Source organism: Comamonas sp. B21-038 (assembly GCF_022387135.1).
GTDB lineage: Bacteria > Pseudomonadota > Gammaproteobacteria > Burkholderiales > Burkholderiaceae_C > Comamonas > Comamonas sediminis.
This window is the reverse complement of sequence record NZ_CP092462.1, coordinates 4,485,790-4,510,954: the sequence shown is the minus strand read 5'-3', so window position 1 is coordinate 4,510,954 and position 25,165 is coordinate 4,485,790. Positions and strand designations below refer to the sequence as shown.

The following is a 25,165-nucleotide window of genomic DNA, read 5'->3' as shown; positions in this document are numbered from 1 at the left end:
TGAACCATGAACAAGCTCTTGCGCTGGAAAAAATGGCTGGCTGCCTCCGCGCTCGTGCTGTGCGTGCTCGCCGCCATCGCCTGGCACCAGTCGCGCAGCCTTCGGGCCAGCCAGCATTACGCCACCATCAGCCTGTTGATCCCCGACCGCATGGCCCCCGATGCGCCAGAGGTCGCCATCTGGCGCCAGGCCGCGCGCGAGCGCGGCGTGCTGCTGAGGCCGCTGGCCATCAGCGAATGGATGCGTGGCATCCACTACGGCGCGCCCGCGGCGCAGCAGTCGGTGATCCTGCCCGATACCTTCCATCGCAATATCTCGGACGCCGCTGTGCAGACCCTGATTGACGTCGTGCATGCCGGTGGCCAGGCCATGGTCGTGCAGGATGGCGGCTTGCTCGATGAGCGGGGCTACTACAACAAGGGCAGCTCACGCCTGTCGCAGATGCTGGGCCTGCGCTATGGCGATTACGACACCTTCAAGGACCAGCTGTCGGACTATGAAGAGATCCGTGGGGCGCCAGCGACGATGGAGCTGCTGGGCATACCGCCCGGGCGCTACCTCGATGCCAAGGCCGCCGCCAAGCTCACCGCCATCGACCCGGCCGAGCTGGCGCAGCAGGAACCGGCCTTCCCCAGCTTCATCGCGGGCTACACCAAGGATTCGCAGCGCTTTACCGTGCTGAAAACCGACCGTCCCAGCGGCCTGCAGGTGCTGCTGCAATCGAGCAACGGCGATGTCGTGGCCAGCGTCAACCGCTGGGGCAAGGGCCAGGCGATGTTCATCAACCTGCCGCTGACCTACCTGCTCGAACGCACCGACGGCATCTTTCTGCATGGCTTTCTGGCCTACTTTGCCCACCAGGTGGTGCAGCAGCCCGCGCTGCTCAGCGCGCCGGACGGCAAGGGCGCTCTGGTGCTGAACTGGCACAACGACGACGGCAAGGCCATCGGCTACCTGCACGAGCTGCAGGAGGCCGGCATTTTCGACCACGGCCACCAGTCGATGCATTTCACCGCCGGCCCCGATGTGAACAAGCCGGGCGACGGCCTGGGCATGGACCTGGACTACAACGAAGACGCCCAGCAGATGATCCAGAAGCTGCTCAGCCAGGGCCATACCATCGGCAACCATGGCGGCTGGATCCACAACTATTTCGGCGACGGGGCATCGGACAGCAACAGCGATGACTTCATGCCGCTGCTGGACCTGAACAATGCCGCCGTCACCAAGGCCAACCATGGCCAGCAGCCCAAGGAATACTCGGCCCCCAATGGCAACACACCGCTGTGGACCTACGACTGGATGGCCGAGCATGGCGTGCAGGCCTTCTACACGGTGGCCAACGTCGGCATGCCACCCACGCGGCAGTGGCTGGGCACGCGCCAGATCCACCAGTCCTGGGCCTTCCCGGTGCTGACCTATGGCCAGGTGGCGTCGGCGGAAGAGGCCTCGTTCCAGAAGATGCCGACCGAGGAATTTGGCGCATGGCTGCAGCAGGTGGCGCGTTTCATCGAGCAGACCCGCAGCATCCGCCTGAGCTACTTTCACCCGATTGGCGCGGTCGGCTACCTGCCCGCCGTCAAGGCCTATATCGACAGCATGCAGGCCTGCGTGGACCGCGCGCAGTGCCAGTTCATCTCGATGACGGAGGCCGCCGACTTCCTCAGCCGCCGCGACCAGGTAGAGTGGTCCCTGCAGGCCCAGGGTAATGCCGATGTGCTCAGTGCCCGCCACCCCCAGACCCTGGCCGACATGGCCTGGACACTGCCCAGGAAAAAATATGCTGCCGTGCAAGTACAAGCAGGCCAGGCCCAGGTGCAAGCCACCGACGACGGCTGGCTGGTGCGTGCGCAAGGCGGCCAAGAACTTCGTCTCGAACTGCGCCGCCAACCATGACTTCCTCGCCCCCCTCCTCCCCCTCGTCCGTCGTGGCCATCATGGGCACCCGGCCCGAGATCATCAAGATGGCACCGGTGGTGCTGGCACTGCGCCAGCGCGGCATCCCCACCCATGTGCTGCACACCGGCCAGCACGAAGAGATGGCTTGGCCGCTCTACGCGTTCTTTGGCATCGCGCCCGAGCAGGTGATCCGCCTCAAGCGCGAGGTCGCCAGCTTGCCGGCGCTGTCGAGCGAGCTGATGTCCGCGATCGGCAGCACGCTGGCCAGCCTCCAGCCGGCGGTGGCGCTGGTGCATGGCGACACCAGCAGCGCCGCGATGGGCGCACTGGCGGCCGCCTACCTGCAGATCCCTGTCGGCCATGTGGAAGCCGGGCTGCGCTCGGGCCGCATCGCCGAGCCCTTTCCCGAAGAGATCAACCGCAGCCTGATCGGCCGCGTCAGCCAATGGCACTTTGCGCCCACCGGCCAGGCCCGCGAGAACCTGGAGAAGGAAAACGTGCCGGGCGAGATCTCGGTGGTCGGCAATACCGTCGTGGACGCCGTGCTGCTGGCAGCCCGCCATGTGCGTACGCAGCGCGCTGCCGGCCAGCCGGTGGCCAACCCCGACTACCAGTGGTTCATTGACCGTGGCCTGCGCCAGCTGGTGCTGGTGACTGCGCACCGGCGCGAGAACTGGGGCGAACCGATGGTGGAGATTGCCCAATCGGTGGCCCGCCTGCTCGAGCAGCACCCCGATGCGGCAGTGATCTGGCCGGTGCACCTGAACCCGCTGGTGCAGCAGGTGGTGCGCGGCGCCCATGCGGCCTGCCCTGCCGATGTGCAGCGCCGCTGGCGCCTGACCGCCCCGCTCGATTACGCGCCGATGGTCGAGATCATGGACGCGGCCCAGCTGCTGCTGACCGACTCGGGCGGCATCCAGGAAGAAGGCCTGTCGCTGCACAAGCCGCTGCTGGTGATGCGCGAGGTGACCGAGCGCCCCGAAGTCATCGCCTGCGGCGCCGGCCTGCTGGTGGGCACCGAGGCCGAGCGCATTCTGCAGGCAGCCAGCCATGTGCTGGCCACCGGCCAGCTCCCCGGCCAGCCGCCCACCACCGTCGACAACCCCTTTGGCGATGGCAGCAGCGGCGCACAGATTGCTGCCGCAATTGGCCGCCATCTGCAGCACGCCTCTGTCTGAACACTCCACAAGAACACCATGAACATACGCACCCTCCCCCCTACGCTGGCGCTGAGCGCTGCCTTGCTGGCACCTGCCCTGGCTGTGGCGCAAACCGCCGATGCCACGCCCGCCGCAGCGACGGCCAGCACGCCCGTGGCGCCGCCTGCGGATGCACTGCCCGCTGATGCGCCAGCCGCTGATTTCGAACCCGGCCGCCGTGGCCGCGTCGATGCCGGCATGGGCTTCTCGAGCCTGACCGGGGGCAACAGCAACTGGAACGAGCAGTTCGTGCGTGGCTATGTCGGGCTGCGGCCAGGCACCACGTTGAACTGGGACCTGTCCAGCCAACGCCATTTCGACCAGCGCGGCACCGTGGGCGCGCTGTCGCTGACGCACACCCTCACCCCCTGGTGGTATGTGTCGGTGGGTGCCAGCTCCGGCTCGGCCGACTTCCAGAACAAGTACCGGGGCGACATCGCCATCTACCGCAAGTGGACCGAGAGCCAGCAGTGGGTGACCGGGCTGGCGCTGATGAAGTCGGCCAGCCGCGACGGCATCCACCGCGACACCGGCATCACCGCGTCGGTGGCCTACTACTCGGCCCAGGACTGGGTCGGCGAAGGCGGCGTGGTCTACAACAAGTCCAACCCCGGCTCGGTCGAAGGCTTCCGGGGTTTTGCGGCGCTGACCATGGGCCGTGAAAAGCAGCACTACTTCACCGCCCGCATCGACCACGGCAAGGAGGGCTACCTGCCCACCGGCGCCATCGCCAATGGCGCCGGCAACCAGGTGGGCTTCCAGTCGACCGAGCTGAGTCTGCAGTGGCGCCAGTGGCTGGGCAGGGACTGGGGCTACCTGGTGGGCGGCCAGTTCTACCGCAACCCTTACTACAACCGCAAGGGCATCAGCGCTGCGGTGTTCTTCGACTTCTAGAGGCCAGACCATGTCGTTGCGCATGACCCGCCAGCACCGGGGGCTCAGAAGCTACATCTGGACCTGGCAGCACAGCGCGCAGCTGCTGGTACTGCTGACGGCGTTCTGGCTGGTGCTGTGGTGGGCGGCGCCGCTGCTGATGCACCGCTGGGCCGATGTGCTGGGCTGGGCCTGGCCGCATCTGGGCCTGGGCAGCAGCGATGGGGTCGAGGTCAAAACCACCTCACTGCTGGGTGTGCCCGTGGACGTGGTGCGCACGCAGTTCTATGTGCCGCCGCCCAGCCTGTGGCAGTGGTGGGGCGGCGCGCTGCTGTCGCTGGGGCTGATGGCGCTGTCCTTCGCGCTCTCGCGTGAACGCCTGCCGCTGATCTACGGCTTGCGCATCGTCGCACTGCTGGGCATCGTGGGTCTGCTCTCGTACGAATTTCTGCCCGCGCTGGCCGTCAGCGACGTCAACCGTCTGCTGGCCGACAACATCCTGGACATGGGCCTGGCGATGCTCTGGCTGCTGCCGGCCGTGCATGCGCTGGTGCTGTATATCTTTCCGATCCCGGTGCTGCACAAGGTGGCGGCCACGATGACCGGCATGCTGATGCTGGTCGTCAGCATCCCGCTGCAGGCGGCCTCGCTTGCGTGGCTGGCCCAGCAATGCAGCCTGCTCGTCACCCTGCCCCTGTACATGCTGTTCAGCTTTCTGCCCCAGATTGCGGCACAACTGGGCATCTATGGCCTGTTCATGAGCTTTGCCCCCGCGCCGGAGCCCCGCAGCCCGTAGCGCCTGGCGCGCGAAAAAGTTTCCCAGGCAACAATTAGCCGACGAGACCCTGTTGGCATCCACCTGGGCGGACAATGCGCGCTGGCCCTGCGTTCAGCCCCCGTTGCCGACCTCAGAGGCCACAACTACCGATCGATCACTGGCGCTCGGCAGCCGGCCCCGTAGCAGGCCCGCTCAGCGCCGCCAAGGAGAAAACAATGCTGTACCTGGTTCGCATGGATGTGAACATTCCCCATGACCTGCCCGCAGAGCAGGCCCAAGAGATCAAGGCCCGCGAGAAGGCCTACTCGCAAGACCTGCAGCGCGATGGCCGCTGGAAGCACATCTGGCGCGTGGCGGGCGAGTATGCGAACTACAGCGTGTTCGATGTGGAATCGAACGACGAACTCCATGGCCTGCTGCAGGCACTGCCGCTGTTCCCGTACATGAAGATCTCGGTCACGCCGCTGGCCCAGCACCCGTCGGCCATCGCCCAGAACGGATAGCGAGCGCCGGCATCGGCCGGCCACCCGCTGTGCAACGCACACCCTCGCCCATGGCGAACGGTGTGCGTTTTGCTGTCTGGCGGGGTGTGTGGATTACAGCTGCACCCGCAGCTCGCCAATCCCGTCAAACTGCACCCGCACCGCATCGCCAGCTGTGGCCTGCAACAGGCCGCACCAGCTGCCGGTCGTCACCACGGTGCCGGCGCGCAGGCTGCCAAAGTGTGCGGTCGCATGGCGCAGCCACTGCGGCAGCAGCCAGGCCGGGTCCTGCAGGCCATAGCTGTTCTCAAAAGCCTGGGCGGGCTGCGCACCGATCTGCACCGTGCAGCGCTGCGTGCGGCCATCAACCGGGCGGTACGGCAGCCAGGGCCCCAGCACCAGCGCGCCATGGCAGAGCAAATCGGCAGCCTTGAGGGCGGCGGGCGCCTGCAGCTGCTGCTGCCAGCGCGAATCAACGATCTCGATGCTCAGCGCCATCGCATCGACCAGCTCGGCGGCGCTGGCCTCATCAAGCGCTGCAGCCTGGGCCGCATCGACCGGCCGGCCCAGCCGCAGCGCAATCTCGGCCTCCACGCCGCGCAGAAAGAACGGGGTATTACCAAGATCGGCGCCGCCGCCATGCACCCCTTGCGGAGGCAGCGGCGCATGGCCCAGCGGCTGGCTGCGGCTGGGTCCGCCGGATTTCCAGTACTGCGGCGCCTGGGCGCTGTCACCCCAGCGCAGGGCGCGCTCGCGGTGCACGGCGATGATGTCGGCAGGCGCCAGGCTCGCAGGCCAGGCATCCGCGTCGATGGCAGTGCCAGCGGACGTGGCCGTCTGCAGCGCCCGGGCCAGGGCTGCGGGTTGGAATGGTGCGGCGGTGTCGGCAGAGGGCATGGCGATGGTGTCCGAAAGTGTAAGAAGTCCAATCGGCATAGCGTAACGGACCGCCGTACCCGCCCCTGTCGCCGCAGCACCAAAGCAACATGTAAGCAGCACCCAGCCGAGGTTATGCAAAAAAAGCATTCCATCCCAATCATCCGGCCTTGGACAAAGGCTATAGAGCGGATTTAAGCTGTGCAGACCTTTTCAACCGCATGGATCGTATGACGTCCAACAGCACTCCCGCCGCAACGCAACACGCGCTGCCTTCCTACCTCGACGCCAAGCACCTGGGCCCCTGGGGCAACTACCTGCAACAGGTCGACCGCGTCACGCCTTACCTCGGCTCGCTGGCCCGCTGGGTCGAGACGCTCAAGCGCCCCAAGCGCGCGCTGATTGTGGATGTGCCCATCGAGATGGACAACGGCACGATCGCCCACTTTGAAGGCTACCGCGTGCAGCACAACCTGAGCCGTGGCCCCGGCAAGGGCGGCGTGCGCTTCCACCAGGATGTGACCCTGTCCGAAGTGATGGCCCTGTCGGCCTGGATGTCGATCAAGAATGCCGCCGTGAACGTGCCCTACGGTGGCGCCAAGGGTGGTATCCGCGTCGACCCCAAGACCCTGTCCAAGGGTGAGCTCGAACGCCTGACCCGCCGCTACACCAGCGAAATCGGTCTGTTCATTGGCCCGTCCAAGGACATCCCTGCGCCCGACGTGAACACCAACGGCCAGATCATGGCCTGGATGATGGACACCTACTCGATGAACACCGGCGCCACCTCCACCGGTGTGGTCACTGGCAAGCCCATCGATCTGGGCGGTTCGCTGGGCCGTGTCGAGGCCACCGGCCGCGGCGTGTTCACCGTGGGCGTCGAGGCCGCCAAGCTGTCGGGCCTGGCGTTGCAAGGCGCCAAGGTGGCCGTGCAAGGTTTTGGTAACGTGGGCGGCACGGCAGGCAAGCTGTTTGCCGAAGCCGGTGCCCTCGTCGTGGCGGTGCAAGACCACACCGGCACCATCTTCAATGCCAAGGGCCTCGATGTGCCCGCTGTGCTCGACCATGTCGCCAACACCGGCGGTGTGGGCGGCTTCAAGGGCGCCGACAAGATGGCCAACGAGGACTTCTGGGCTGTCGACTGCGACATCCTGATCCCCGCTGCGCTGGAAGGCCAGATCAATGCCAAGAACGCCGGCAAGATCAAGGCGAAGATGGTGATCGAGGGCGCCAACGGCCCGACCACCACCGAAGCCGATGACATCCTGCATGACAAGGGTGTGCTGGTGCTGCCCGACGTGATCGCCAACGCCGGCGGCGTGACGGTGAGCTACTTCGAATGGGTGCAGGATTTCTCCAGCTTCTTCTGGAGCGAGGACGAGATCAACGCCCGCCTGGTGCGCATCATGCAGGACGCCTTTGCCGCCGTCTGGCAAGTGGCGCAGGAGAACCGGGTCTCGCTGCGTACCGCCACCTTCATCATCGCCTGCCGCCGCATTCTGCACGCACGCGAAGCACGCGGTCTGTACCCATAAAGCCAGCGCGATTCCACGCTTTGTCAGCGGCCCTCGTGGCCGCTTTTTTGCGCCCTGCTTCCGCGCACGCAAAGCATGGCTTTCGCAACGGCGAAGGCCCAATGCGCCCGGGTGCAGGCAAACCCCATCACGCCTGCCAGCGCGACTGCCTATGGTGAACTCCTAACTAAAAATACGGAGACACCACCATGCGCTTTGCGCGCCGCCGCGCCCTTGCGGCCCTGCTGCTTTCCCCGCTGCTGGCCTGGGCGGCCGACTGGCCGGCCCGCCCCATCACCATCGTCGTGCCTGCCGCTGCCGGCGGCACCACCGACATCGCAGCGCGCCTGCTGGCGCAGAAGATGGGCCAGTCGCTCAAGACCAGCGTCATCGTCGAAAACAAAGCCGGCGGCGGCGGTGGCATCGGCACCGCCTATGTGGCGCGTGCCAAGCCCGATGGCTACACCTTGCTGATGGGCAACATCGGCCCGGTGGCGATCAATTTCAGCCTCTACAAGAAGCTGGCCTACGGCCCTCATGACCTGCGCGGCATCACCAATGTGATCTCGGTGCCCAACATCCTGGTCGTGCATGCCAGCTCCCCCATCCAGAACGTGCAGCAGCTCGTGGCACTGGGCAAGCAAAAGCCACTGACCGCTGCGACCTCGGGCGTGGGCCAGTCGCCGCACATGTCCACCGAGCTGTTCCGCCAGCAAAGCGGGCTGGACGTGACCCTGGTGCCCCACAGCGGCGCGGCGCCCGCCGTCACGGCCTTGCTGGGCCAGCAGGTCGATTTCATGATCGACAACCTGCCCAGCTCGATGCCGCACATCCAGTCGGGCAAGTTCCGGGCACTGGCCATCACCAGCCGCGAGCGCTCGGCCCAGCTGCCTGATGTGCCGACGATGCGCGAGGCCAGTGTGCCGATGGATGTGACCGCCTGGTTCGATCTGCTCGCGCCGGCCGGCACGCCCGATGCCATCGTCAACCGCCTGCAGCAGGTGGCCCATGAGGCGCTGCAAGGCGCCGACATCCGCCGCACCTTTGCCGAGCTGGGTGGTGTGCCCGGCGGCGAGACGGCGGCCGAGCACGACGCCTTCATCGCGCAGGAGCGCAAGCGCTGGGCCGAGATCGTCCGCGCCGCCAACCTGTCTCTCGACTGATTCCTTTCGTTTGCATCCCTGGTATGTCTGACACTTCCTCTTTCCAACTCGCCCAGCCCTTTGGCTCCATCCCCGCCCTGGTCCTGGCCCAGGCCCAGGAACGCCCCGACCACACCGCGCTGGTGCTGGGTGACACGCGCCTGAACTACACCCAGCTCGCGCAGGGCATGCGCCAGGTGGCCTGCGCGCTGCAGCAGCAAGGCCTGCAGGCCGGTGATGTGGTGGCCATCTGCGCCAGCACTTCGGTGCCCTATGTGCTGGCCTACCTGGGCGCGCTGCAAGCCGGTGTCGTGGTCGCACCGCTGGCGCCCTCGGCCACCGCCGAGCACCTGAGCGCCATGCTGGACAATGCCGAGGCCAAGCTGCTGCTGCGCGATACCGAGGTCGCCGCCCAGTGGCCGCTGGCCAGCACCGCAGAGCGGGCCTGCATCGCGCTGGACGACGCCGCGCAGGCGGGCACGCCCTGGAGCGACTGGCTGGCCCAGGTGCCCGCCGGCCAGGCGCCCCAGCCGGTGCAGCCCACGCCGCAGTGGCCTTTCAACCTGATCTACTCGTCGGGCACCACCGGCGTGCCCAAGGGCATTGTGCAAAGCTGGGGCATGCGCTGGTCGCATGTGATCCGCGCCGTCACCAACGGCTATGGGCCCGATGCGGTATCGCTGTGCGCGACGCCGCTGTACTCCAACACCACGTTGGTGGCGGTCCTGCCCACGTTGGCCCTGGGCGGCACCCTGGTGATGATGCGCAAGTTCGACGCGGCCCAGTACCTGCAGCTGGCCCAGGCAGAACGCGCCACCCACACGATGCTGGTGCCCGTGCAGTACCAGCGCCTGCTGGACTGCCCGGCCTTTGACCAGACCGATCTGACGCGGCTGCAGAACAAGTTCTGCACCAGTGCGCCGTTCAAGACCGCGCTCAAGGCCGAGGTGCTGCGCCGCTGGCCCGGCCGCCTGATCGAGTACTACGGCATGACCGAAGGGGGCGTGCGCTGCGAGCTGCACTGCCACCAGTTCCCCGACAAGCTGCACACCGTCGGCCGCGCCGGTCCTGACGCCGATCTGCGCTTTATCGACGAAGAGGGCAAGGAGCTGCCCAAAGGCGCGCAGGGCGAGATCGTCGGCCGCTCGGCCGGCATGATGACCGGCTACCACCGCCAGCCCGACAAAACCCGCGAGGCCGAGTGGATCAGCCCCAGCGGCGAGCGCTTTATCCGCAGCGGCGATGTGGGCCAGATGGATGCCGATGGCTTCATCGTGCTGGGCGACCGCAAGAAGGACATGATCATCACCGGCGGCTTCAACGTCTACCCCAGCGACATCGAGGCCGTGCTGCTGCTGCACCCCGAGGTGCGCGAATGCGCGGTGATCGGCGTGCCCTCGGACGCCTGGGGCGAGAGCCCCGTTGCCTATGTGGTGCCCCAGCCCGGCAGCAACCCCCAGCCGGCTGACCTGCAGCAGTGGCTCAACAGCCGCGTGGGCAAGACCCAGCGCGTGGCTGACCTGGTCATCCATGCGCAACTGCCCCGCAGCGAGATCGGCAAGGTGCTCAAGCGCGAGCTGCGCACGCTGTACGCGAGCCAGACCCACCCCACCAGCCCATCAACGGCCTGAGCGCCCCCGGCGCCCATCCACGAACAGGACCAGGAGACATGACATGATCCATCGCCCCCCCTCATCCACCCGGCGCAGGCAGCTAGCCGGCCTGCTCGCGGGCCTGGCCGTTGCCGCAAGCAGCCTGCTGGCCGGCGTGGCCCATGCGGCGCCCTGGCCCAGCAAGCCGATCCAGTTGGTCATCCCCTACCCGCCCGGGGGCAGTGCGGATCTGCTGGGCCGGCCGCTGGCCTTGCAGTTGCAGCAGCAGCTGGGCCAGCCGGTGGTGCTCGAGTACAAGCCCGGCGCAGGCGGCACCCTGGCCTCGCAGTATGTGGCGCGGGCCAAGCCCGACGGCTACACCGTGCTGATGGTGCTGGCCGCGCATGCGATCAACGACAGCCTCTACCCCAAGCTGCCCTACGACACCCGCAAGGACTTTGCACCGGTCTCGCTGGTGGCCAACCTGCCGATGATCGTCGTAGGCAGCAGCAAGCTGCAGGCCAAGAACATTGGCGAGCTGGTCAAGGCCGCGCAGGCCGCCCCGGAAAAGCTCACCTATGGCTCGGCCGGCAATGGCAATACCGGCCACCTCGCCGGCGCGCTGTTTGCCAGCACTGCCGGCGTCAAGATGACCCATGTGCCCTACAAGGGCAGTGCCGGTGTCGTCAACGCGATGCTGGCCAGCGATATCGACCTGACCTTTGACAGCATCTCGACGTCGATCCCGCATGTGCGCAGCGGCAAGCTCCATGCGCTGGCCGTCACCAGCGCCAAGCGCTCGGCGCTGGCGCCCGAGATCCCCACCGTGCAGGAGCAGGGCTTTCCAGGTTTCGACATCAATGGCTGGTATGCGGTGATCGCGCCAGCAGGCACCCCGGCCGACATCACCGGCAAGCTCAGCCGCGAGATTGCGACCGCGCTGCAAAACCCCTCGCTGCAATCGCAGCTGGCCGCCAGCGGCTATGAGCCGGTGGGCTCCACCCCCGAGGCACTGGGTGCCCATATCGACCGCGAGATGGAGCGCTGGGCTACCGTCGTCAAAGCGACCGGCGCCCGCATCGAATAAAAAGCTCCGGCCCCAACAACAATGCCCTGGCAAGCCAGGGCATTTTTCATGGGGTAGTCAGCCTGGATCAGCGGCTTTGGCGCGCGCTGGCCTGGGCTTCCAGTGCGGCGCGCAGTGCATCGTCATTGCTGTTTTGCTCGCTGCCGGTATCCGGTGTCACCTTGCGCAGCAGGCCGGTGATGCGGCCCGAGTTCTGCATCAGACGGTTGGCATAAAGGGCGCCAGTGCCCGAGCCACGGGTGTTGCTCCAGTCACCCTCAGCCTGGTTGACGCTGAAGTTGAACCAGAAGCCCCGCACCGTTTCGCTCGATGTGCCGCTGCGCATCTTCACGCACTGGGTCTTGCCGGCATCGACGCCACGGATGATCTGCTCGCAGGCAAACAGGCCGTCGTAAGACACGGTCATGCCGCTGCCGAAGGACGAGCCGCCGGTGATGCGTGTCAGCTGCATGGTCTCGGTTTCGATGTTGCCGTTGCTGTCGCCATAGACCAGGCTCCACAGACCCAGCAGCGAAGCGGGCGAGTTGTCATAGCCAAACTGGTAGCGCTTGATTTCCTTCTCGCCCTCGCCCGGCAAGGTGATATAGCCCAGGGTGCCGCTGACAAAGCGGATGCGCACATTGCCCGGGCTGCCGCGCTCGACACCGCTGCGGTCGCCACTGCCCAGGAAACGGCCACCCTCGTAGCGGCCCAATCGGGTGGTCAGCTCGCTGTTGTCATCCAGGCGGCCGGTAGCCATATAGAACGTGGGCTGGCCGCTGCTTTCATAGGCATAGACCTGCATCACCAGCACATCGTTTTGCACATCGATGGCAAAACCCCGGCCGGGGCGGCCGTTGACTTCATCGGAGACGATCCAGGTGCCACCCTGCGGCACGTAGGCATGGGCCATCCCGGTAAGGGCCACGGCGGCCCAGGCAATCGCGTGTTTGGGTTTGAACATGTCGCTCTCCTAATGGGGTGCGCCGCTGCTGCGGCGCGGTAGTGGAGCGAGTATATAGACGAGATTGCGCAGAGCTGTGTCAGAAAGTGTCCTGCTCGGCTACCCGAGCAAGCCACTTTTACGCGTCGCTTTGCACGCGCCGCTGGGCCTGCTGGTGGCGCTGCAAGGTTTTGTGGGCCAGTGCAATCACCGGCGCGTCGACCATGCGGCCATCGACCACGCAGACCCCGCCCTGCGCCGCCTCTGCCGCCGCCAGCACCTGCCGGGCGCGCTGCAGCTGCGCACCGGTCGGCGCAAAGGCCGCATTGATGGGCGCCACCTGCATCGGGTGGATGCTGAGCTTGCCGCCAAAGCCGCCGCGCAGCGCCCGCGCCGCATCGGCCTGCACCACGGCGGCATCCTGGGTGTTCACGGTCACGCCATCGATGGGCGCTGGCAGTTGGGCGCGGCGCGCCGCCAGCACCACGGCCAGGCGCACCGGCAGCAGCTCGCTCTCGTCCTCGGCACAGGCCATGCCGGCATCGACCTGAAAATCCAAGTGGCCAAAGGCCAGGCGCAGCACACGCGGCGCGCGCGCTATTGCATCGATGGCATGCAGGCCCGCCACCGATTCGATGATCGGCACCAGCACCCCTTGCGTGCCCAGTGCCGGCAGCAGCAGTGCCATCGCCTCGGCCGTCTCGGCCTTGGGCAGCACCACGCCGGCGCCGCCCTGTGCGACCAGCTGGGCCAGCGCCTGCAGATCGCCGTCAAACCAGGGCGTGCCATGGGCATTGATGCGCACCAGCACGCGGGCGCGCTCGGCCGCCTGCAGCTGGCCAAAGGCGCCCAGCAGGGCGGCGCGGGCCCCTTGCTTGTCCTGCGGCGCCACCGCATCTTCCAGGTCCACGATCACTGCATCGGCCCCACTGGCCAGAGCCTTGGCAATGCGCTCGGGACGGCTGGCCGGTACAAACAGCCAGGAGGTAGCACTGGCCAGCGGATGCGTGTTGAGAGTCATGTCCATCAGTCTTCCGTTTATCAAAAAAGGGGCCCATGGCCCCTGCTCCTGCGCGGGTGAACGCCGGGCTTATTCGGCGGTCACGCCGGCTGCCTTGATCACCGTATTCCAGCGCTTCACTTCCGATTCCAGCAGGGTCTTCAAGCTCTGCGGCGTGGCGCGGTCCGGGGTCACCAGCTCGCTGCTCAGGTCGGCAATGCGCTGCACCACCACAGGGTCCTTCAAGGCCACATTCAGGGCGGCGTTGATCTTGTTGATCACCTCGGCCGGCGTGCCCTTGGGCGCATACATGCCGTGCCAGACCTTGACGTCAAAGCCCTTGAGGCCCTGCTCGTCGAGCGTCGGGATCTGCGGCATGGCGGTCAGGCGCTGGGGCGTGGTCACGCCAAAGACCTTGACCCTGTTGCCGTCCTTGATGACTGGTGCGGTCTGCGTGGTCTGGTCGCACAGCAGATCGACCTGGCCGCCCATCAAATCATTCATCGCCGGGCCGGCGCCCTTGTAGGGCACCGTCGTGAGCTTGACGCCCGCCTGGTACGCAAACAGCATGCCGCACAGCTGCGAGACCGCGCCAATGCCGGCATTGGCCAGCGACACCTTGTCCTGGTTGGCCTTCACATAGGCCATCAGCTCCTGGAAGTTGTTGGCCGGAAAGTCCTTGCGCGACAGCAGGGTCATCGGCACATCGAGCACCTGGCCGATGTACTCGAAATCCTTCAGCGGGTCATAGGGCAGCTTCTTGTAGAGCGATGGCGCCGTAGCCATGCCCATGTGGTGGATCAGGATGGTGTAGCCATCGTTCTTGGCGCGGGCCACGCGCGCCGGTGCAATCGTGCCGCCTGCGCCCACGGTGTTTTCCACCACCACGGTCTGGCCCAGCGATTTGCCCATCGGAATGGCCAGCATGCGCGCCACCACATCGGTCGGGCCACCGGCCGAGTAGGGCACCACCATCACCACCGGTTTGGTGGGCCAGTCCTCTGCCTGGGCGTTGAGGTGCAGGCCCAGGCCGGCACAGGCCAACACGGCGGCAGCGGCTGCCGGGGTCAACAAGCGAAAGCGCATTTTTGTCTCCTGGTCTTGGGAGGGGTACATTGCCCATCCCGGTAGGGGGAGGGGGCCGGGTCGGGCCCCCCGCGTCGCAGCCACCCAGCATCGGCGCTGCTGCTTTCTTTATACGGCCAGCAACAGCTTTTCGACCCTGGTCCATTCCCGTACTTGCCACAGTTTCTGCACCGATTGCTGCATCTGCGCGGCGGGCACCGCACGGCTGAATTCGCCCAGGCGCAGTGCCTTGTCGGTCAGCTCCTCGCGGCTCAGGGTGTTGCCTGGGTCGCCCTTGGGCTCATCCACCCGGCCCTCCAGCACGCGGCCATCGGTGGTGGTCACGGTCACCTTGCCAATCCAGCGCTGCGGGTAGGCGCTGTCCACCTCGGGGTCCAGCACCATGCGCACCTTGTCGCGCAACGCCATCGTGTCCTCGGCGCGGAACTCGTTGTCGAACTCATTGAGGCCAGCAAAGCCGAAGCGCGCGGCCAGCGCCAGCACCGTGCCCATCGAGAACTTGCTCTGGTGCACGGTGCTCGGGTCCACGACGGGGCCCAGCACATCGATCGCCGCCTGGTGCACATGGGTCACCACTTCGGCAATGTCGGACACCTTGAGCTGGTGCGCGCGTACCACCTGCAGCAGCGCATCGGCGGCCGGGTGCGTGTGGCGGCAGGAGGCATGCCATTTGAACGAGGTCTCCGGCGTGGCCCAGCGCGTACCCAGGCCATCGACCAGGCGGGCCGGATCGCTGTCGCTGGACATGCCAGCGGCCATGCCCTGCGCACCGCAGAAGATATCGGCCGCGCCGGTGAAACCATCCTTGGCCAGGTAGGCGGCCATCAGGCCGGCGCCTGCTGCATGCGCGGTGTGCAGCTGCTTGCTGTCGGCAGCGGTGCGCAAAAACTCCCACAGGCCGGCAGACTGCGTGCCGGCCGAGCCAAAGGCATGCAGCATCTGCTGTGCATTGAGGCCCAGCAGATGGCCCACGGCGGCCGCTGCGGCCAAGGTGCCGGCTGTGCCGGTGGTGTGGAAGATCTTGTAGTGCGAGCGGCCCAGAAACTCGCCCACACGGATGCCCACTTCATAGCCGGCGATGCAGGCGGTCAGCAGCTCCTTGCCAGACTTGCCCAGCGCCTGCGCCACGGCCACGGCCGGGGGGAAGACGACGGCCGCCGGGTGGAACACCGAGCCGTTGTGCACATCGTCCTGCTCGGCCACATGCGAAGCGGCGGCATTGGCCATCGCCGCCAGGTAGGGGCTGCTGCTGCGGCCCTCGGGGCCGATCACCTCGGCCGGGCCCTGGGCCGGGCCCTGGCCCAAAGCAAAGCGGGTGATGCTGGCCACCGGGCGGGCATTGTGGCCGGCCACCACCGAGCCAAACCAGTCAACCCAGAGGTCTTCGATTTTCTGCAGCACGGACTCGGGAATGTCGCTGTATTGCAGCTCGGCCGCAAAGCGGGCCAGCTGGGCCGCTGGCGTGGGGGATGTGGTTGCTGTGGTCATGTTCTTTTTTCTCCAACAGAAAGCATCAAAGGCCGGAGGCCTTGCGCACCGCTGCCAGCGCATCGGCCGGCAGCCGCAGCGCGTCGAGGATGGCGGCCGTGTGCTCGCCCACCGCAGGCACCGCGTCCATGCGGTAGTCGTACTGGTTGTTGCGGCCGGGCGGCAGCAGCGCGGGCACTGCGCCCACCGGCGTGTCCACCTGCGCAAAGCGCTGGCGTGCCAGCAGCTGCGGGTGCGCCCACAGGCCCGCCATGTCGTTGACATGGGCGTTGGCAATGCCGGCCTCGTCCAGGCGCTGCACCACATCGCTGGCATTGAGCGAGCCAAAGATGCGCAGGATCTCGGCCTGCAGCTCGGCACGGTTGGCATTGCGCTTGGCATTGCTGTCAAAGCGCGCATCGGTCGCCAGCGCCGGTGCCAGCAGCACCTGGTCGCAGAAGACCTTCCACTCGCGCTCGTTTTGCAGGCCCAGCATCACCGTGCCGCCATCGCCGGCCACAAAGGGGCCATAGGGGTAGATGCTGGCATGCGAGGCGCCGGTGCGCGGTGGCGGCGCAGCGCCTTCAAACGCGTAGTACATCGGGTAGCCCATCCACTCGCCCAGCGCTTCGAGCATGGACACATCGATATGGCTGCCCTCGCCCGTCTTGCCGCGCAGCAGCAGGGCCGAGAGGATATTGGTATAGGCATACATGCCCGCCGCAATATCGGCCACCGAGATGCCCGATTTGCTCGGCGTCTCGGGCGTGCCGGTCACCGACAGAAAGCCCGCCTCGCTCTGGATCAGCAGGTCATAGGCCTTCTTGTCGCGGTAGGGGCCGTTGTCGCCATAGCCGCTGATGTCGCAGACGATCAGGCGCGGAAAGGCGGCGTGCAGGGCCTCGTACGACAGGCCCATGCGCGCCGCAGCGCCCGGCGCCAGGTTCTGCAGCAGCACATCGGCCGTACCCAGCAGCTGCTTGAGCGCCTCCAGGGATGCAGGGTCCTTCAGGTCCAGCGCCAGGCTTTCCTTGTTGCGGTTCAGCCAGGTGAAGTGCGAGGACTGGCCGCGCACGCGGCTGTCATAGCCGCGCGCAAAATCGCCGCTGCCCGGCCGCTCCACCTTGATGACGCGCGCCCCCAGATCGGCCAGCTGGCGTGCGCAAAAAGGCGCGGCCACGGCGTGCTCCAGCGATACGACGGTGATCCCGTCCAATGGTCTGGTCATGAAGTCTCCGGTTGTCTGTTTTTCTCGCTGCGCGGCGCCATCAGAACGAGCGCGGCAGGCCCAGGATGTGCTCGGCCACGTAGGAATAGATCAGGTTCGTCGAGATCGGTGCCACCTGGTACAGGCGCGTCTCGCGGAACTTGCGCTCCACGTCGTATTCGCAGGCAAAGCCAAAGCCGCCGTGGAACTGCAGGCAGGCATTGGCCGCCTCCCAGCTCGCCTTGGCCGCCAGGTACTTGGCCATATTGGCCTGGGCACCCATGGGCTCGTGCTTGTCAAACAGTTCGCAGGCTTTCCAGCGCATCAGGTTGGCCGCTTCCACCTCGATGAAGGCATCGGCAATCGGGAACTGCACGCCCTGGTTCTGGCCAATCGGGCGGCCAAACACTTCGCGGTCGCGCACATAGTTGGTCACGCGGTCCAGGAACCAGTAGCCATCGCCAATGCACTCGGCAGCGATCAGCGTGCGCTCGGCGTTGAGGCCGTCCAGGATGTATTTGAAGCCCTTGCCTTCCTCGCCGATCAGGTTCTCCTCGGGGATCTCCAGGTTCTCGAAGAACAGCTCATTGGTCTCGTGGTTGACCATGTTCAGGATGGGGCGCACGGTCAGGCCCTTTTTCTCGGCCTCGCGCAAGTCGACCATGAAGATCGACATGCCTTCGCTCTTCTTCTTGACCTCGGCCAGCGGCGTGGTGCGCGCCAGCAGGATCATGAAATCGCTGTGCTGGATGCGGCTGATCCAGACCTTCTGACCGTTGATGACGTACTTGTCGCCCTTCTTCACGGCCGTGGTCTTGATCTTGGTGGTGTCGGTGCCGGTGGTGGGCTCGGTCACACCCATCGATTGCAGGCGCCATTCGCCGCTGGCGATCTTGGGCAGGTACTTTTCCTTCTGCGCGGCCGAGCCATGGCGCAGCAAGGTGCCCATGTTGTACATCTGGCCGTGGCAGGCGCCGGAGTTGCCGCCGCAGCGGTTGATCTCTTCCATGATGACCGAGGCCTCGGTCAGGCCCAGGCCCGAGCCGCCGTATTCCTGCGGAATCAGCGCTGCCAGCCAGCCGGCCTTGGTCAGCGCCTCGACAAAGGTCTCGGGGTAGGCACGGGCCTCATCGACCTTGCGGAAATACTCGTCGGGGAACTCGGCGCAGAGCGCGCGGATGGCATCGCGGATTTCGGGGAAGTTGTTGGAGCCGGTATGTTCGATCATGGTTCTGGGTCGGGCGTTGGGGCTGGCGGCGCTGACAGCGCATGCGCCACCCCCCGGGTGTTGGGGAAAGCGTGGTGGTCTGCGGCGCTCAGCGGATCTTGGCGGTGGCCTGCATCGTGAGCCAGCCTTCGTGGTCATGCGCCCAGAGCTTGATGGTCTTGCCATCGTCCTGGGGCTGGCCCAGCACGGTGAACGGATGCAGATCAAAGGTCGGGCGGATGGCCTTGAACGAGAAGTCGGTCAGCACTGCATCGGGTGCATTGCGGCGCAGCAGATCGACCAGCAAGGTCGCAATCAGCGGGCCATGCACGATCAGGCCGGGATAGCCCTCTTCCTGCGTGACATAGCTGCGGTCGTAGTGGATGCGGTGGCCGTTGAAGGTGAGCGCCGAATAGCGGAACAGCATCACCGGGTCGGCGTTGATCTCGCGCTTCCAGGCGGCCTGCGTGTCGGCGGCAGTGGGCGGGGGCACCGGGTCGCCGGGCTGGGCGGCGGCGCGGTAGACGATATCATGCTCCTCGGTCAGCGCCAGGCCGTCTGCATTGCTGTAGCTGTGCTGTACCAGCACAAACAGCAGCTCGCCCGAGCGGCCGACCTTGTGGTCCACCGAGGCGATGCGCGAGACGCGCTCCACGCGCTCGCCAATGCGCAGCGGGTTGTCCGCCTGCCACTGCAGGCGGCCACCGGCCCACATGCGCCGGGGCAGCGGCACCGGCGGCAGAAAGCCGCCACGCGCCGGGTGGCCATCGGGCCCCAGCAGGCTTTGCCGCGCCATCGGCACAAAGTTCATCCAGTGCCACAGCGGCGGCAGGCTGTCACCGTCCTGGGCCGGGAGGTCATCGCGGTCCAAGGTGGCCGACAGACCGGTTACGGCCGTGCGGGCTACCAGGTCCTGCGTGGTCTCGGTCTTGTTGATCCAGCTTTGCAAATGGGCGACCTGCTCGGCAGAGAGCGAGGCGGCAGAAGGTTCAGGGGTGTGCGACATGGTGGCACTGTCGCAGGCTGCGCTCGCCAGCGCAATCGCAGAGATTGGAACCTCTCCTTTGGCAGCGGTGAAGACAGCGGGTTAACGCGCATTAGTGAGCCAGCCGTTTCAGTTTGCCAAAGCCCTGCCTACGCATTTGCGAATTGGCAATGCGCTTCATGGACGGCATGCTGGCGATATTCATCTACACACAGCTCCAAGGAAAAACAGACATGTCCACCATGCTCGAAGGCAAAGTCGTTATCGTCACCGGTTCTGGCGGTGGCATCGGCCGTGATATGGCACTGGCCATGGCCAAGGAAGGCGCCAAGGTCGTCGTCAATGACATCGGCACCTCCACCACCGGTGAAGGTCATGACGACGGCCCCGCGCAAAAGGTCGTCAACGAGATCAAGGCCGCCGGCGGTGAAGCCGTGGCCAATACCGACAGCGTCTCGGACGCCAATGCCGCCGCCAAGATTGTGCAGTGCGCGCTCGACAGCTTTGGCAAGCTCGACGGCATCGTCAACAACGCCGGCATCCTGCGCGACCGCTTCTTCCACAAGATGAGCGTCGATGAGTGGGACGCCGTCATCAAGGTCCACCTCTACGGCAGCTACTACGTGGCACGCGCTGCGGCCAACCACTTCAAGGAGCAGGAAAGCGGCGCCATGGTCCACATGACCAGCACCTCCGGCCTGATCGGCAACTTTGGCCAGGCCAACTACTCGGCCGCCAAGCTGGGCATTGTCGCGCTGTCCAAGAGCATTGCGCTGGACATGGGCAAGTTCCATGTGCGCAGCAACTGCATCTCGCCGTTTGCCTGGAGCCGCATGATCGGCTCCATCCCGACCGACACGCCCGAGCAGCAGGCCCGTGTGGACAAGCTCAAGCAGATGACCCCCAACAAGATTGCGCCACTGGCCGTCTACCTGCTCAGCGAGCAGGCCAGGGATGTGAACGCCCAGGTGTTTGCGGTGCGCAATAACGAGATCTTCCTGATGAGCCAGCCGCGCCCGCTGCGCTCGGTGCACCAGGGCGAAGGCTGGACCCCCGAGGACATTGCCTCGCATGCGATGCCGGCACTGAAATCTTCGTTTGTGCCGATGGAGCGGTCGGGGGAGGTGTTTAGTTGGGATCCGATCTAAGAGCATCCCCCTGAGCCGCTGCGCGGCTTCCCCCTTCTCTCACGCTTCGCGTGGGAAGGGGGACGGCACCCTCCGGGCGGGAGCGGCCCTTCGTCGGTGCCAGTTAGTACGGTAGCGCCAGTTTTTACGCGCAGTGCACAGTGGGCGTCTTGATTCTCGAACAACGAAGCTCGATGGGTGTGCTCTGACCGTTTCAAGGAGGTCCCCCGGTGGCCTCGCAAAACACCCAACAAGCAGTGCACTACGCCGCACCACAACAACCCCAGAGACAACGACCATGACGATCAACTACCAGCAACTCAAGGCCCGGCCGTTTGCGCCGGTGCACCAGGATTATTCGCAGCGCGACACGATGCTGTATGCGCTCAGTCTGGGGGTGGGCAATGATCCGCTCGATACGCGCAATCTGCCGCTGGTCTACGAGGGCATGGCGCAGCCGCTGCAGGCGCTGCCGACAATGAGCTCGGTGCTGGGCTATCCGGGCTTCTGGGCCAAGGAGGCGGACACGGGGATTGACTGGGTCAAGCTGGTGCATGGCGAGCAGCGCACCACCATCCACCAGCCGCTGCCGGTGGGGGCCAAGGTGGTGGGCAAGACCAAGGTCACGCGGGTGATCGACAAGGGCGCGGGCAAGGGCGCGATTGTGGTCAGCGAACGCAGCCTGGAAGGCGAAGACGGCACGCGCTATGCCACCCTGGAGCAGGTCACGTTCTGCCGGGGCGATGGCGGCTACAGCGAAGCGCTGGGCGGCCAGCCCAGCGATGACTCGCTGCCGGCGCTGGCGCCCACGCCCGATACGGCACCGCGCTGGACCTATACCCACACCATCCGCCCCGAGGCCGCCCTGCTCTACCGCCTGATGGGCGACTACAACCCGCTGCATGCCGATCCCCAGGTGGCGCAGGCGGCAGGCTTTGACAAGCCCATCCTGCACGGCCTGGCCACCTACGGCATGGTCTGCCATGCGCTGGTGATGACGGCCTGCAACGGCGATGCCAGCCTGCTGCGCAGCATGCATGCGCGCTTTTCGTCGCCGGTCTTTCCGGGCGAGACCTTGCGCACCGAGGTCTGGCAGGCCGGCGATGCGCTGCAGTTCCGCGCGCTGGTGGTCGAGCGCGGCATTGTCGTGCTCAGCCATGGCAATGCCAGCCTGGCTCCCGCACAGCTATGAGCATGGCCCAAGGCCGGCAGATGGCGCTGGCGGATCTGGATCTGGCGCAGTTCATCCGCGCTGGCGACAGCATCGTCTGGGGCCAGTCGGCCGCCGAGCCGCTGTCGCTGATCCAGGCCTATGTGGCCCAGCGCCAGCGCTTTGCGCGCACCAGCGTCTTTCTGGGCATTGGCGGCGCCAACACCTTGCAGCCCGCGCATGCCGATGCCATCGACATGCGCGGCTACGCCGCCGGTGGCGCGCACCGCGCCCTGGGCATGGCCGGTGTGCTCGATCCAATTCCCTGCCACTACTCGCAGATTCCGCAGCTGATCGCCAGCCGCCGCATTGCCGTCGATGTGGTGTTCGTCCAGGTATCACCGCCCAATGCCGATGGCGACTGCAGCCTGGGCCTGGCCCATGACTATTTGGTCACTGCCATGCGCCATGCGCGCTGCGTGATCGCCGAGGTGAACGCCGATGTGCCCTGGGTCGCGGGCGCCAGCCTGCGCCTGGCCGATGTCGATGCCTGGGTGCAGAGCGACCAGGCTGTGGTCGATGTGCCCGCCGGCAAAATTGGCCCCGCTGAAGAGGCGATTGCGCAGCTGATCGCCAGCCGCGTGGAAGACGGCGCCACCTTGCAGCTGGGCATTGGCAACCTGCCCGATGCGGTGCTGCAGGCGCTGCAAGGCCACCGCGACCTGGGCGTGCACAGCGGCACCATCGGCGACCGCGTGGCCGACCTGGTCGAGGCTGGCGTCATCACCAATGCACGCAAAGGCATCGATGCGGGCACCAGCGTCACCGGCCTGCTGATGGGCAGTGCCCGCACGCGGCGCTGGGCGCATAACAACCCTGCGTTGCGCATTGCCGGCACCGACTACACCCACAACGCCCAGGTGCTGGGCCGGACCCACCGGCTCACCGCGATCAACTCGGCGATCGAGGTGGACCTGACCGGCCAGATCAATGCCGAGGTGGTGGCAGGCCAATACCTGGGCGCCGTCGGTGGCGCGATGGATTTCCTGCGTGCCGCTGCCGCCTGCGATGGCGGCCTGCCGATTGTCGCGCTGCCCGCCACCGCCAGAGGCCAGTCGCGCATCGTCGCGCAGCTGTCCGGCCCGGTCTCCACACCGCGCGCCGATGCCGGCCTGATCGTCACCGAACACGGCATTGCCGACCTGCGCGGCCTGAGCCTGGGCCAGCGCCTGCGCGCGATGCTGGCCATTGCCGCACCTGAACACCGAGACCTGCTGGCGGCCCAAGCGCGCCAGCACCTGAATTGACCCCTATTTTTCTGGAGAGAAAGCCATGCGTAAAGCCGCCATCGTCACCCCTTTGCGAACCCCGGTGGGCACCTACGGAGGCAGCCTGCGCCCCGTCTCGGTCGAGGACCTGGCCGCCACCACCGTGCGTGCCGTGGTCGAGCGCAGCGGCATCGACCCCAGCCGCATCGACGATGTGGTGTTTGCCCAGTCCTATGCCAGCAGCGAAACGCCTTGCGTGGGCCGCTGGGCCGCGCTGCAGGCCGGCCTGCCGGTGGAAGTGCCAGGCATGCAGCTTGACCGCCGCTGCGGTGGCGGCCTGCAGGCCGTGGTTACCGCTTGCATGATGGTGCAAAGCGGCGCCGCCGACGTGGTGATCGCCGGCGGGGTGGAGAGCATGAGCAATATCGAGTACTACACCACCGACATGCGCTGGGGCAAGCGGGCAGGCAGCGTCACCATGTATGACCGCCTGGACCGGGGCCGCGAGCGCTCGCAACCGGTGGAGCGCTTTGGCGTCATCTCCGGCATGATCGAGACCGCCGAGAACCTGGCGCGTGACTACGGCATCAGCCGCGAAGAGGCCGATGCCTTTGCGCTGCGCAGCCACCAGCGCGCTGCCGCCGCCTGGCAGGCCGGCCGCTTTGATGCCGAGGTGGTGCCCGTCAGCGTGCCGCAGAAAAAGGGCGAGGCGACCCTGTTCAGCCGCGACGAAGGCTTCCGCGCCGATGCCACGATGGATTCGCTGGGCAAGCTGCGCGCGTTGATGAAGGGTGGCACCGTCAGCGCCGGCAATGCCAGCCAGCAAAACGATGCCTCGGCCGCCTGCCTGATCGTGGCCGAAGACAAGCTCCAGGAGCTGGGCCTGACGCCGATGGCCAGCCTGGTCGGCTGGGCCGCCGCCGGCTGCGAGCCCTCGCGCATGGGCATTGGCCCGGTGCCGGCCGTCAAGAAGCTGCTGGGCAAGCTGGGCCTGACGATGAACGACATGGACCTGGTCGAGATCAATGAGGCCTTTGCCTGCCAGGTGCTGGCCGTGCTGCAGGGCCTGGAATGGAACGATGCCGAGCGCCTGAATGTGAACGGCTCAGGCATCTCGCTGGGCCACCCGATTGGTGCCACCGGCGTGCGCATTCTGGCCACCTTGCTGCATGAGCTGGAACGCCGCAAGGGCCGCTATGGCCTGGAGACCATGTGCATCGGCGGCGGCCAGGGCATTGCCGCCGTGTTCGAGCGCTACTGAGCGCCCGCCCTCCCCACCGCTTACAAAAACCAGGAGACAAGACATGACCCTCATCCACCGCCGCCGCCTGCTGGCTGCCACGGCCGCCGCCGCCCTCAGCCTCTGCGCCTCTGTCCATGCCCAAGGGGGCCTGGGTTCAGGCGCACCGGTGCGCCTCATCGTCGGCTACTCGGCCGGCGGCCCCGTGGACCAGGGCGCACGCCTGCTGTCCATCGCGCTGTCCAAGGAGCTGGGCAGCACCGTCGTGGTCGACAACAAGACCGGTGCCAACGCCACCCTGGCGGGCAACGAAACCTCGCGTGCCAACCCCGATGGCCTGACCCTGTGGTTTGCCGCCAGCCCCACGATCACCATCAGCCCCAATGTGATGCGCAAGATGCAGTTCGACCCGGCCAAGGACCTGACCCCGATCGCACCGGTACTGAGCTACTACAACGTGCTGGTGGCGAACAACAACGAGCCTTTCAAGACCACGAAGGCGCTGGTGGACTATGCCAAGGCCAACCCGGGCAAGCTCAGCTATGCATCGGCCGGCGTGGGCGGCTCCAACCATCTGGGCACCCTGCTGTTTGCCAAGCGCAGCGGCATCGAGCTGAACCATGTGCCCTACCGGGGCAATGCACCGGCGATGACCGATGTGATGGGCGGCCAGATCAACATGATGATGGACATCATCAGCACGGCGGGCACCTACATCCACAGCAAGAAGGTGACCCCGATTGCCGTGACCTCGCCCCAGCGCAACCCGGCGCTGCCCGATGTGCCGACCTTTGCCGAAAGCGGCATCGACGGCCTCAAGGGCTTTGATGTGGGCGGCTGGTATGCCGTCTACGGTCCCAAGGGCATGGCGCCCGAGCTGCAGATGCGCCTGAACAAGGCCATCAATGCCGCGCTGGCCCAGCCCGAGCTGAAGGCCAAGTACAAGGAGCTGGGCTACGACGAATGGACGGGCAGCCCCCAGACCCTCGTCGAGCGCGCCGCGAAGGAACGCCAGATGTGGTCCACCGTGACCCAGGGCATTGTGGTGGACTGACAGGACCCAA

Annotated in this window: 22 protein-coding genes; 14 read left to right on the top strand and 8 right to left on the bottom strand. The window is 66.4% G+C overall.

Translation table 11 applies throughout. The features are described from left to right. Positions 1-6: 6 nt before the first annotated feature. The 5 genes from MJ205_RS20455 to catC all read left to right on the top strand — a co-directional run bounded on the left by MJ205_RS20455 (position 7) and on the right by catC (position 5,252). On the top strand, positions 7-1,896 hold the full coding sequence (locus MJ205_RS20455) for a hypothetical protein (protein ID WP_239810129.1): 1,890 nt from the start codon (positions 7-9) through the stop codon (positions 1,894-1,896). Continuing rightward, positions 1,893-3,077, top strand: coding sequence for a non-hydrolyzing UDP-N-acetylglucosamine 2-epimerase (gene wecB, locus MJ205_RS20450; RefSeq protein ID WP_239810128.1), 1,185 nt, complete (start codon positions 1,893-1,895; stop codon positions 3,075-3,077). The genes MJ205_RS20455 and wecB overlap by 4 nt, the downstream gene beginning before the upstream one ends. A gap of 18 nt (positions 3,078-3,095) precedes the next feature. Beyond that, complete coding sequence (locus tag MJ205_RS20445) at positions 3,096-3,992, top strand: YaiO family outer membrane beta-barrel protein (RefSeq protein WP_239810127.1); 897 nt, start codon at positions 3,096-3,098, stop codon at positions 3,990-3,992. Between the two features lie 10 nt (positions 3,993-4,002). After that, complete coding sequence (locus MJ205_RS20440) at positions 4,003-4,767, top strand: hypothetical protein (protein WP_239810126.1); 765 nt, start codon at positions 4,003-4,005, stop codon at positions 4,765-4,767. 197 nt (positions 4,768-4,964) lie between these two features. After that, positions 4,965-5,252 (top strand): muconolactone Delta-isomerase, encoded by a 288-nt coding sequence (catC, locus tag MJ205_RS20435; protein WP_239810125.1) that lies wholly within the window; start codon positions 4,965-4,967, stop codon positions 5,250-5,252. A 93-nt stretch (positions 5,253-5,345) separates the two neighbouring features. Here the strand turns inward: catC and MJ205_RS20430 are convergent, their stop codons facing one another. Then, positions 5,346-6,128, bottom strand: a complete 783-nt coding sequence (locus MJ205_RS20430) for a fumarylacetoacetate hydrolase family protein (RefSeq protein ID WP_239810124.1) — start codon at positions 6,126-6,128, stop codon at positions 5,346-5,348. A 209-nt stretch (positions 6,129-6,337) separates the two neighbouring features. On the opposite strand from MJ205_RS20430, the gene MJ205_RS20425 reads away from it, so the two are divergent. From MJ205_RS20425 to MJ205_RS20410, 4 genes are all read left to right on the top strand, one after another. Beyond that, the gene (locus MJ205_RS20425) at positions 6,338-7,642 is read left to right on the top strand and encodes a Glu/Leu/Phe/Val family dehydrogenase (protein WP_239812810.1); all 1,305 of its coding nucleotides are present in this window, start codon (positions 6,338-6,340) and stop codon (positions 7,640-7,642) included. Positions 7,643-7,830: 188 nt separating this feature from the next. Beyond that, a complete protein-coding gene (locus MJ205_RS20420) occupies positions 7,831-8,784 on the top strand; it encodes a Bug family tripartite tricarboxylate transporter substrate binding protein (RefSeq protein ID WP_239810123.1) in 954 nt (317 codons plus the stop codon). Positions 8,785-8,807: 23 nt separating this feature from the next. Then, entirely contained in the window at positions 8,808-10,394 is a 1,587-nt protein-coding gene (locus MJ205_RS20415) for a class I adenylate-forming enzyme family protein (RefSeq protein WP_239810122.1), read from the top strand. A 43-nt stretch (positions 10,395-10,437) separates the two neighbouring features. Then, the gene (locus tag MJ205_RS20410; protein WP_239810121.1) at positions 10,438-11,442 is read left to right on the top strand and encodes a tripartite tricarboxylate transporter substrate binding protein; all 1,005 of its coding nucleotides are present in this window, start codon (positions 10,438-10,440) and stop codon (positions 11,440-11,442) included. A 67-nt stretch (positions 11,443-11,509) separates the two neighbouring features. On the opposite strand, the gene MJ205_RS20405 is transcribed toward MJ205_RS20410, so the two are convergent. The 7 genes from MJ205_RS20405 to MJ205_RS20375 form a co-directional block, all read right to left on the bottom strand. Further along, positions 11,510-12,385, bottom strand: a complete 876-nt coding sequence (locus MJ205_RS20405) for a hypothetical protein (RefSeq protein ID WP_239810120.1) — start codon at positions 12,383-12,385, stop codon at positions 11,510-11,512. Positions 12,386-12,503: 118 nt separating this feature from the next. Next, a complete protein-coding gene (locus MJ205_RS20400) occupies positions 12,504-13,385 on the bottom strand; it encodes an HpcH/HpaI aldolase/citrate lyase family protein (protein WP_239810119.1) in 882 nt (293 codons plus the stop codon). A 69-nt stretch (positions 13,386-13,454) separates the two neighbouring features. Then, the gene (locus tag MJ205_RS20395) at positions 13,455-14,450 is read right to left on the bottom strand and encodes a tripartite tricarboxylate transporter substrate-binding protein (RefSeq protein WP_239810118.1); all 996 of its coding nucleotides are present in this window, start codon (positions 14,448-14,450) and stop codon (positions 13,455-13,457) included. 108 nt (positions 14,451-14,558) lie between these two features. After that, entirely contained in the window at positions 14,559-15,938 is a 1,380-nt protein-coding gene (locus MJ205_RS20390; RefSeq protein WP_239810117.1) for an MmgE/PrpD family protein, read from the bottom strand. A 25-nt stretch (positions 15,939-15,963) separates the two neighbouring features. Further along, positions 15,964-17,145: a CaiB/BaiF CoA transferase family protein gene (locus MJ205_RS20385; RefSeq protein ID WP_239810116.1), complete on the bottom strand. Its 1,182-nt coding sequence runs from the start codon at positions 17,143-17,145 to the stop codon at positions 15,964-15,966. A gap of 40 nt (positions 17,146-17,185) precedes the next feature. Continuing rightward, positions 17,186-18,352, bottom strand: coding sequence for an acyl-CoA dehydrogenase family protein (locus MJ205_RS20380; RefSeq protein WP_116927445.1), 1,167 nt, complete (start codon positions 18,350-18,352; stop codon positions 17,186-17,188). An 88-nt stretch (positions 18,353-18,440) separates the two neighbouring features. Then, positions 18,441-19,337 carry an FAS1-like dehydratase domain-containing protein gene (locus MJ205_RS20375; protein WP_239810115.1) on the bottom strand — a complete coding sequence of 299 codons (897 nt, stop codon included), beginning with the start codon at positions 19,335-19,337 and terminating at the stop codon, positions 18,441-18,443. 221 nt (positions 19,338-19,558) lie between these two features. On the opposite strand from MJ205_RS20375, the gene MJ205_RS20370 reads away from it, so the two are divergent. The 5 genes from MJ205_RS20370 (at position 19,559) to MJ205_RS20350 (ending at position 25,155) form a co-directional block, all read left to right on the top strand. Beyond that, complete coding sequence (locus tag MJ205_RS20370; RefSeq protein ID WP_239812809.1) at positions 19,559-20,464, top strand: SDR family NAD(P)-dependent oxidoreductase; 906 nt, start codon at positions 19,559-19,561, stop codon at positions 20,462-20,464. A 277-nt stretch (positions 20,465-20,741) separates the two neighbouring features. Next, positions 20,742-21,635 carry a MaoC/PaaZ C-terminal domain-containing protein gene (locus MJ205_RS20365; RefSeq protein WP_239810114.1) on the top strand — a complete coding sequence of 298 codons (894 nt, stop codon included), beginning with the start codon at positions 20,742-20,744 and terminating at the stop codon, positions 21,633-21,635. After that, positions 21,632-22,900 carry an acetyl-CoA hydrolase/transferase family protein gene (locus tag MJ205_RS20360; RefSeq protein WP_446715038.1) on the top strand — a complete coding sequence of 423 codons (1,269 nt, stop codon included), beginning with the start codon at positions 21,632-21,634 and terminating at the stop codon, positions 22,898-22,900. Before MJ205_RS20365 ends, MJ205_RS20360 begins: the two co-directional genes overlap by 4 nt. Before the next feature lie 25 nt (positions 22,901-22,925). After that, positions 22,926-24,122 carry an acetyl-CoA C-acetyltransferase gene (locus MJ205_RS20355; protein WP_230773848.1) on the top strand — a complete coding sequence of 399 codons (1,197 nt, stop codon included), beginning with the start codon at positions 22,926-22,928 and terminating at the stop codon, positions 24,120-24,122. A 43-nt stretch (positions 24,123-24,165) separates the two neighbouring features. Beyond that, on the top strand, positions 24,166-25,155 hold the full coding sequence (locus MJ205_RS20350) for a Bug family tripartite tricarboxylate transporter substrate binding protein (protein ID WP_239810113.1): 990 nt from the start codon (positions 24,166-24,168) through the stop codon (positions 25,153-25,155). Positions 25,156-25,165: the final 10 nt, after the last annotated feature.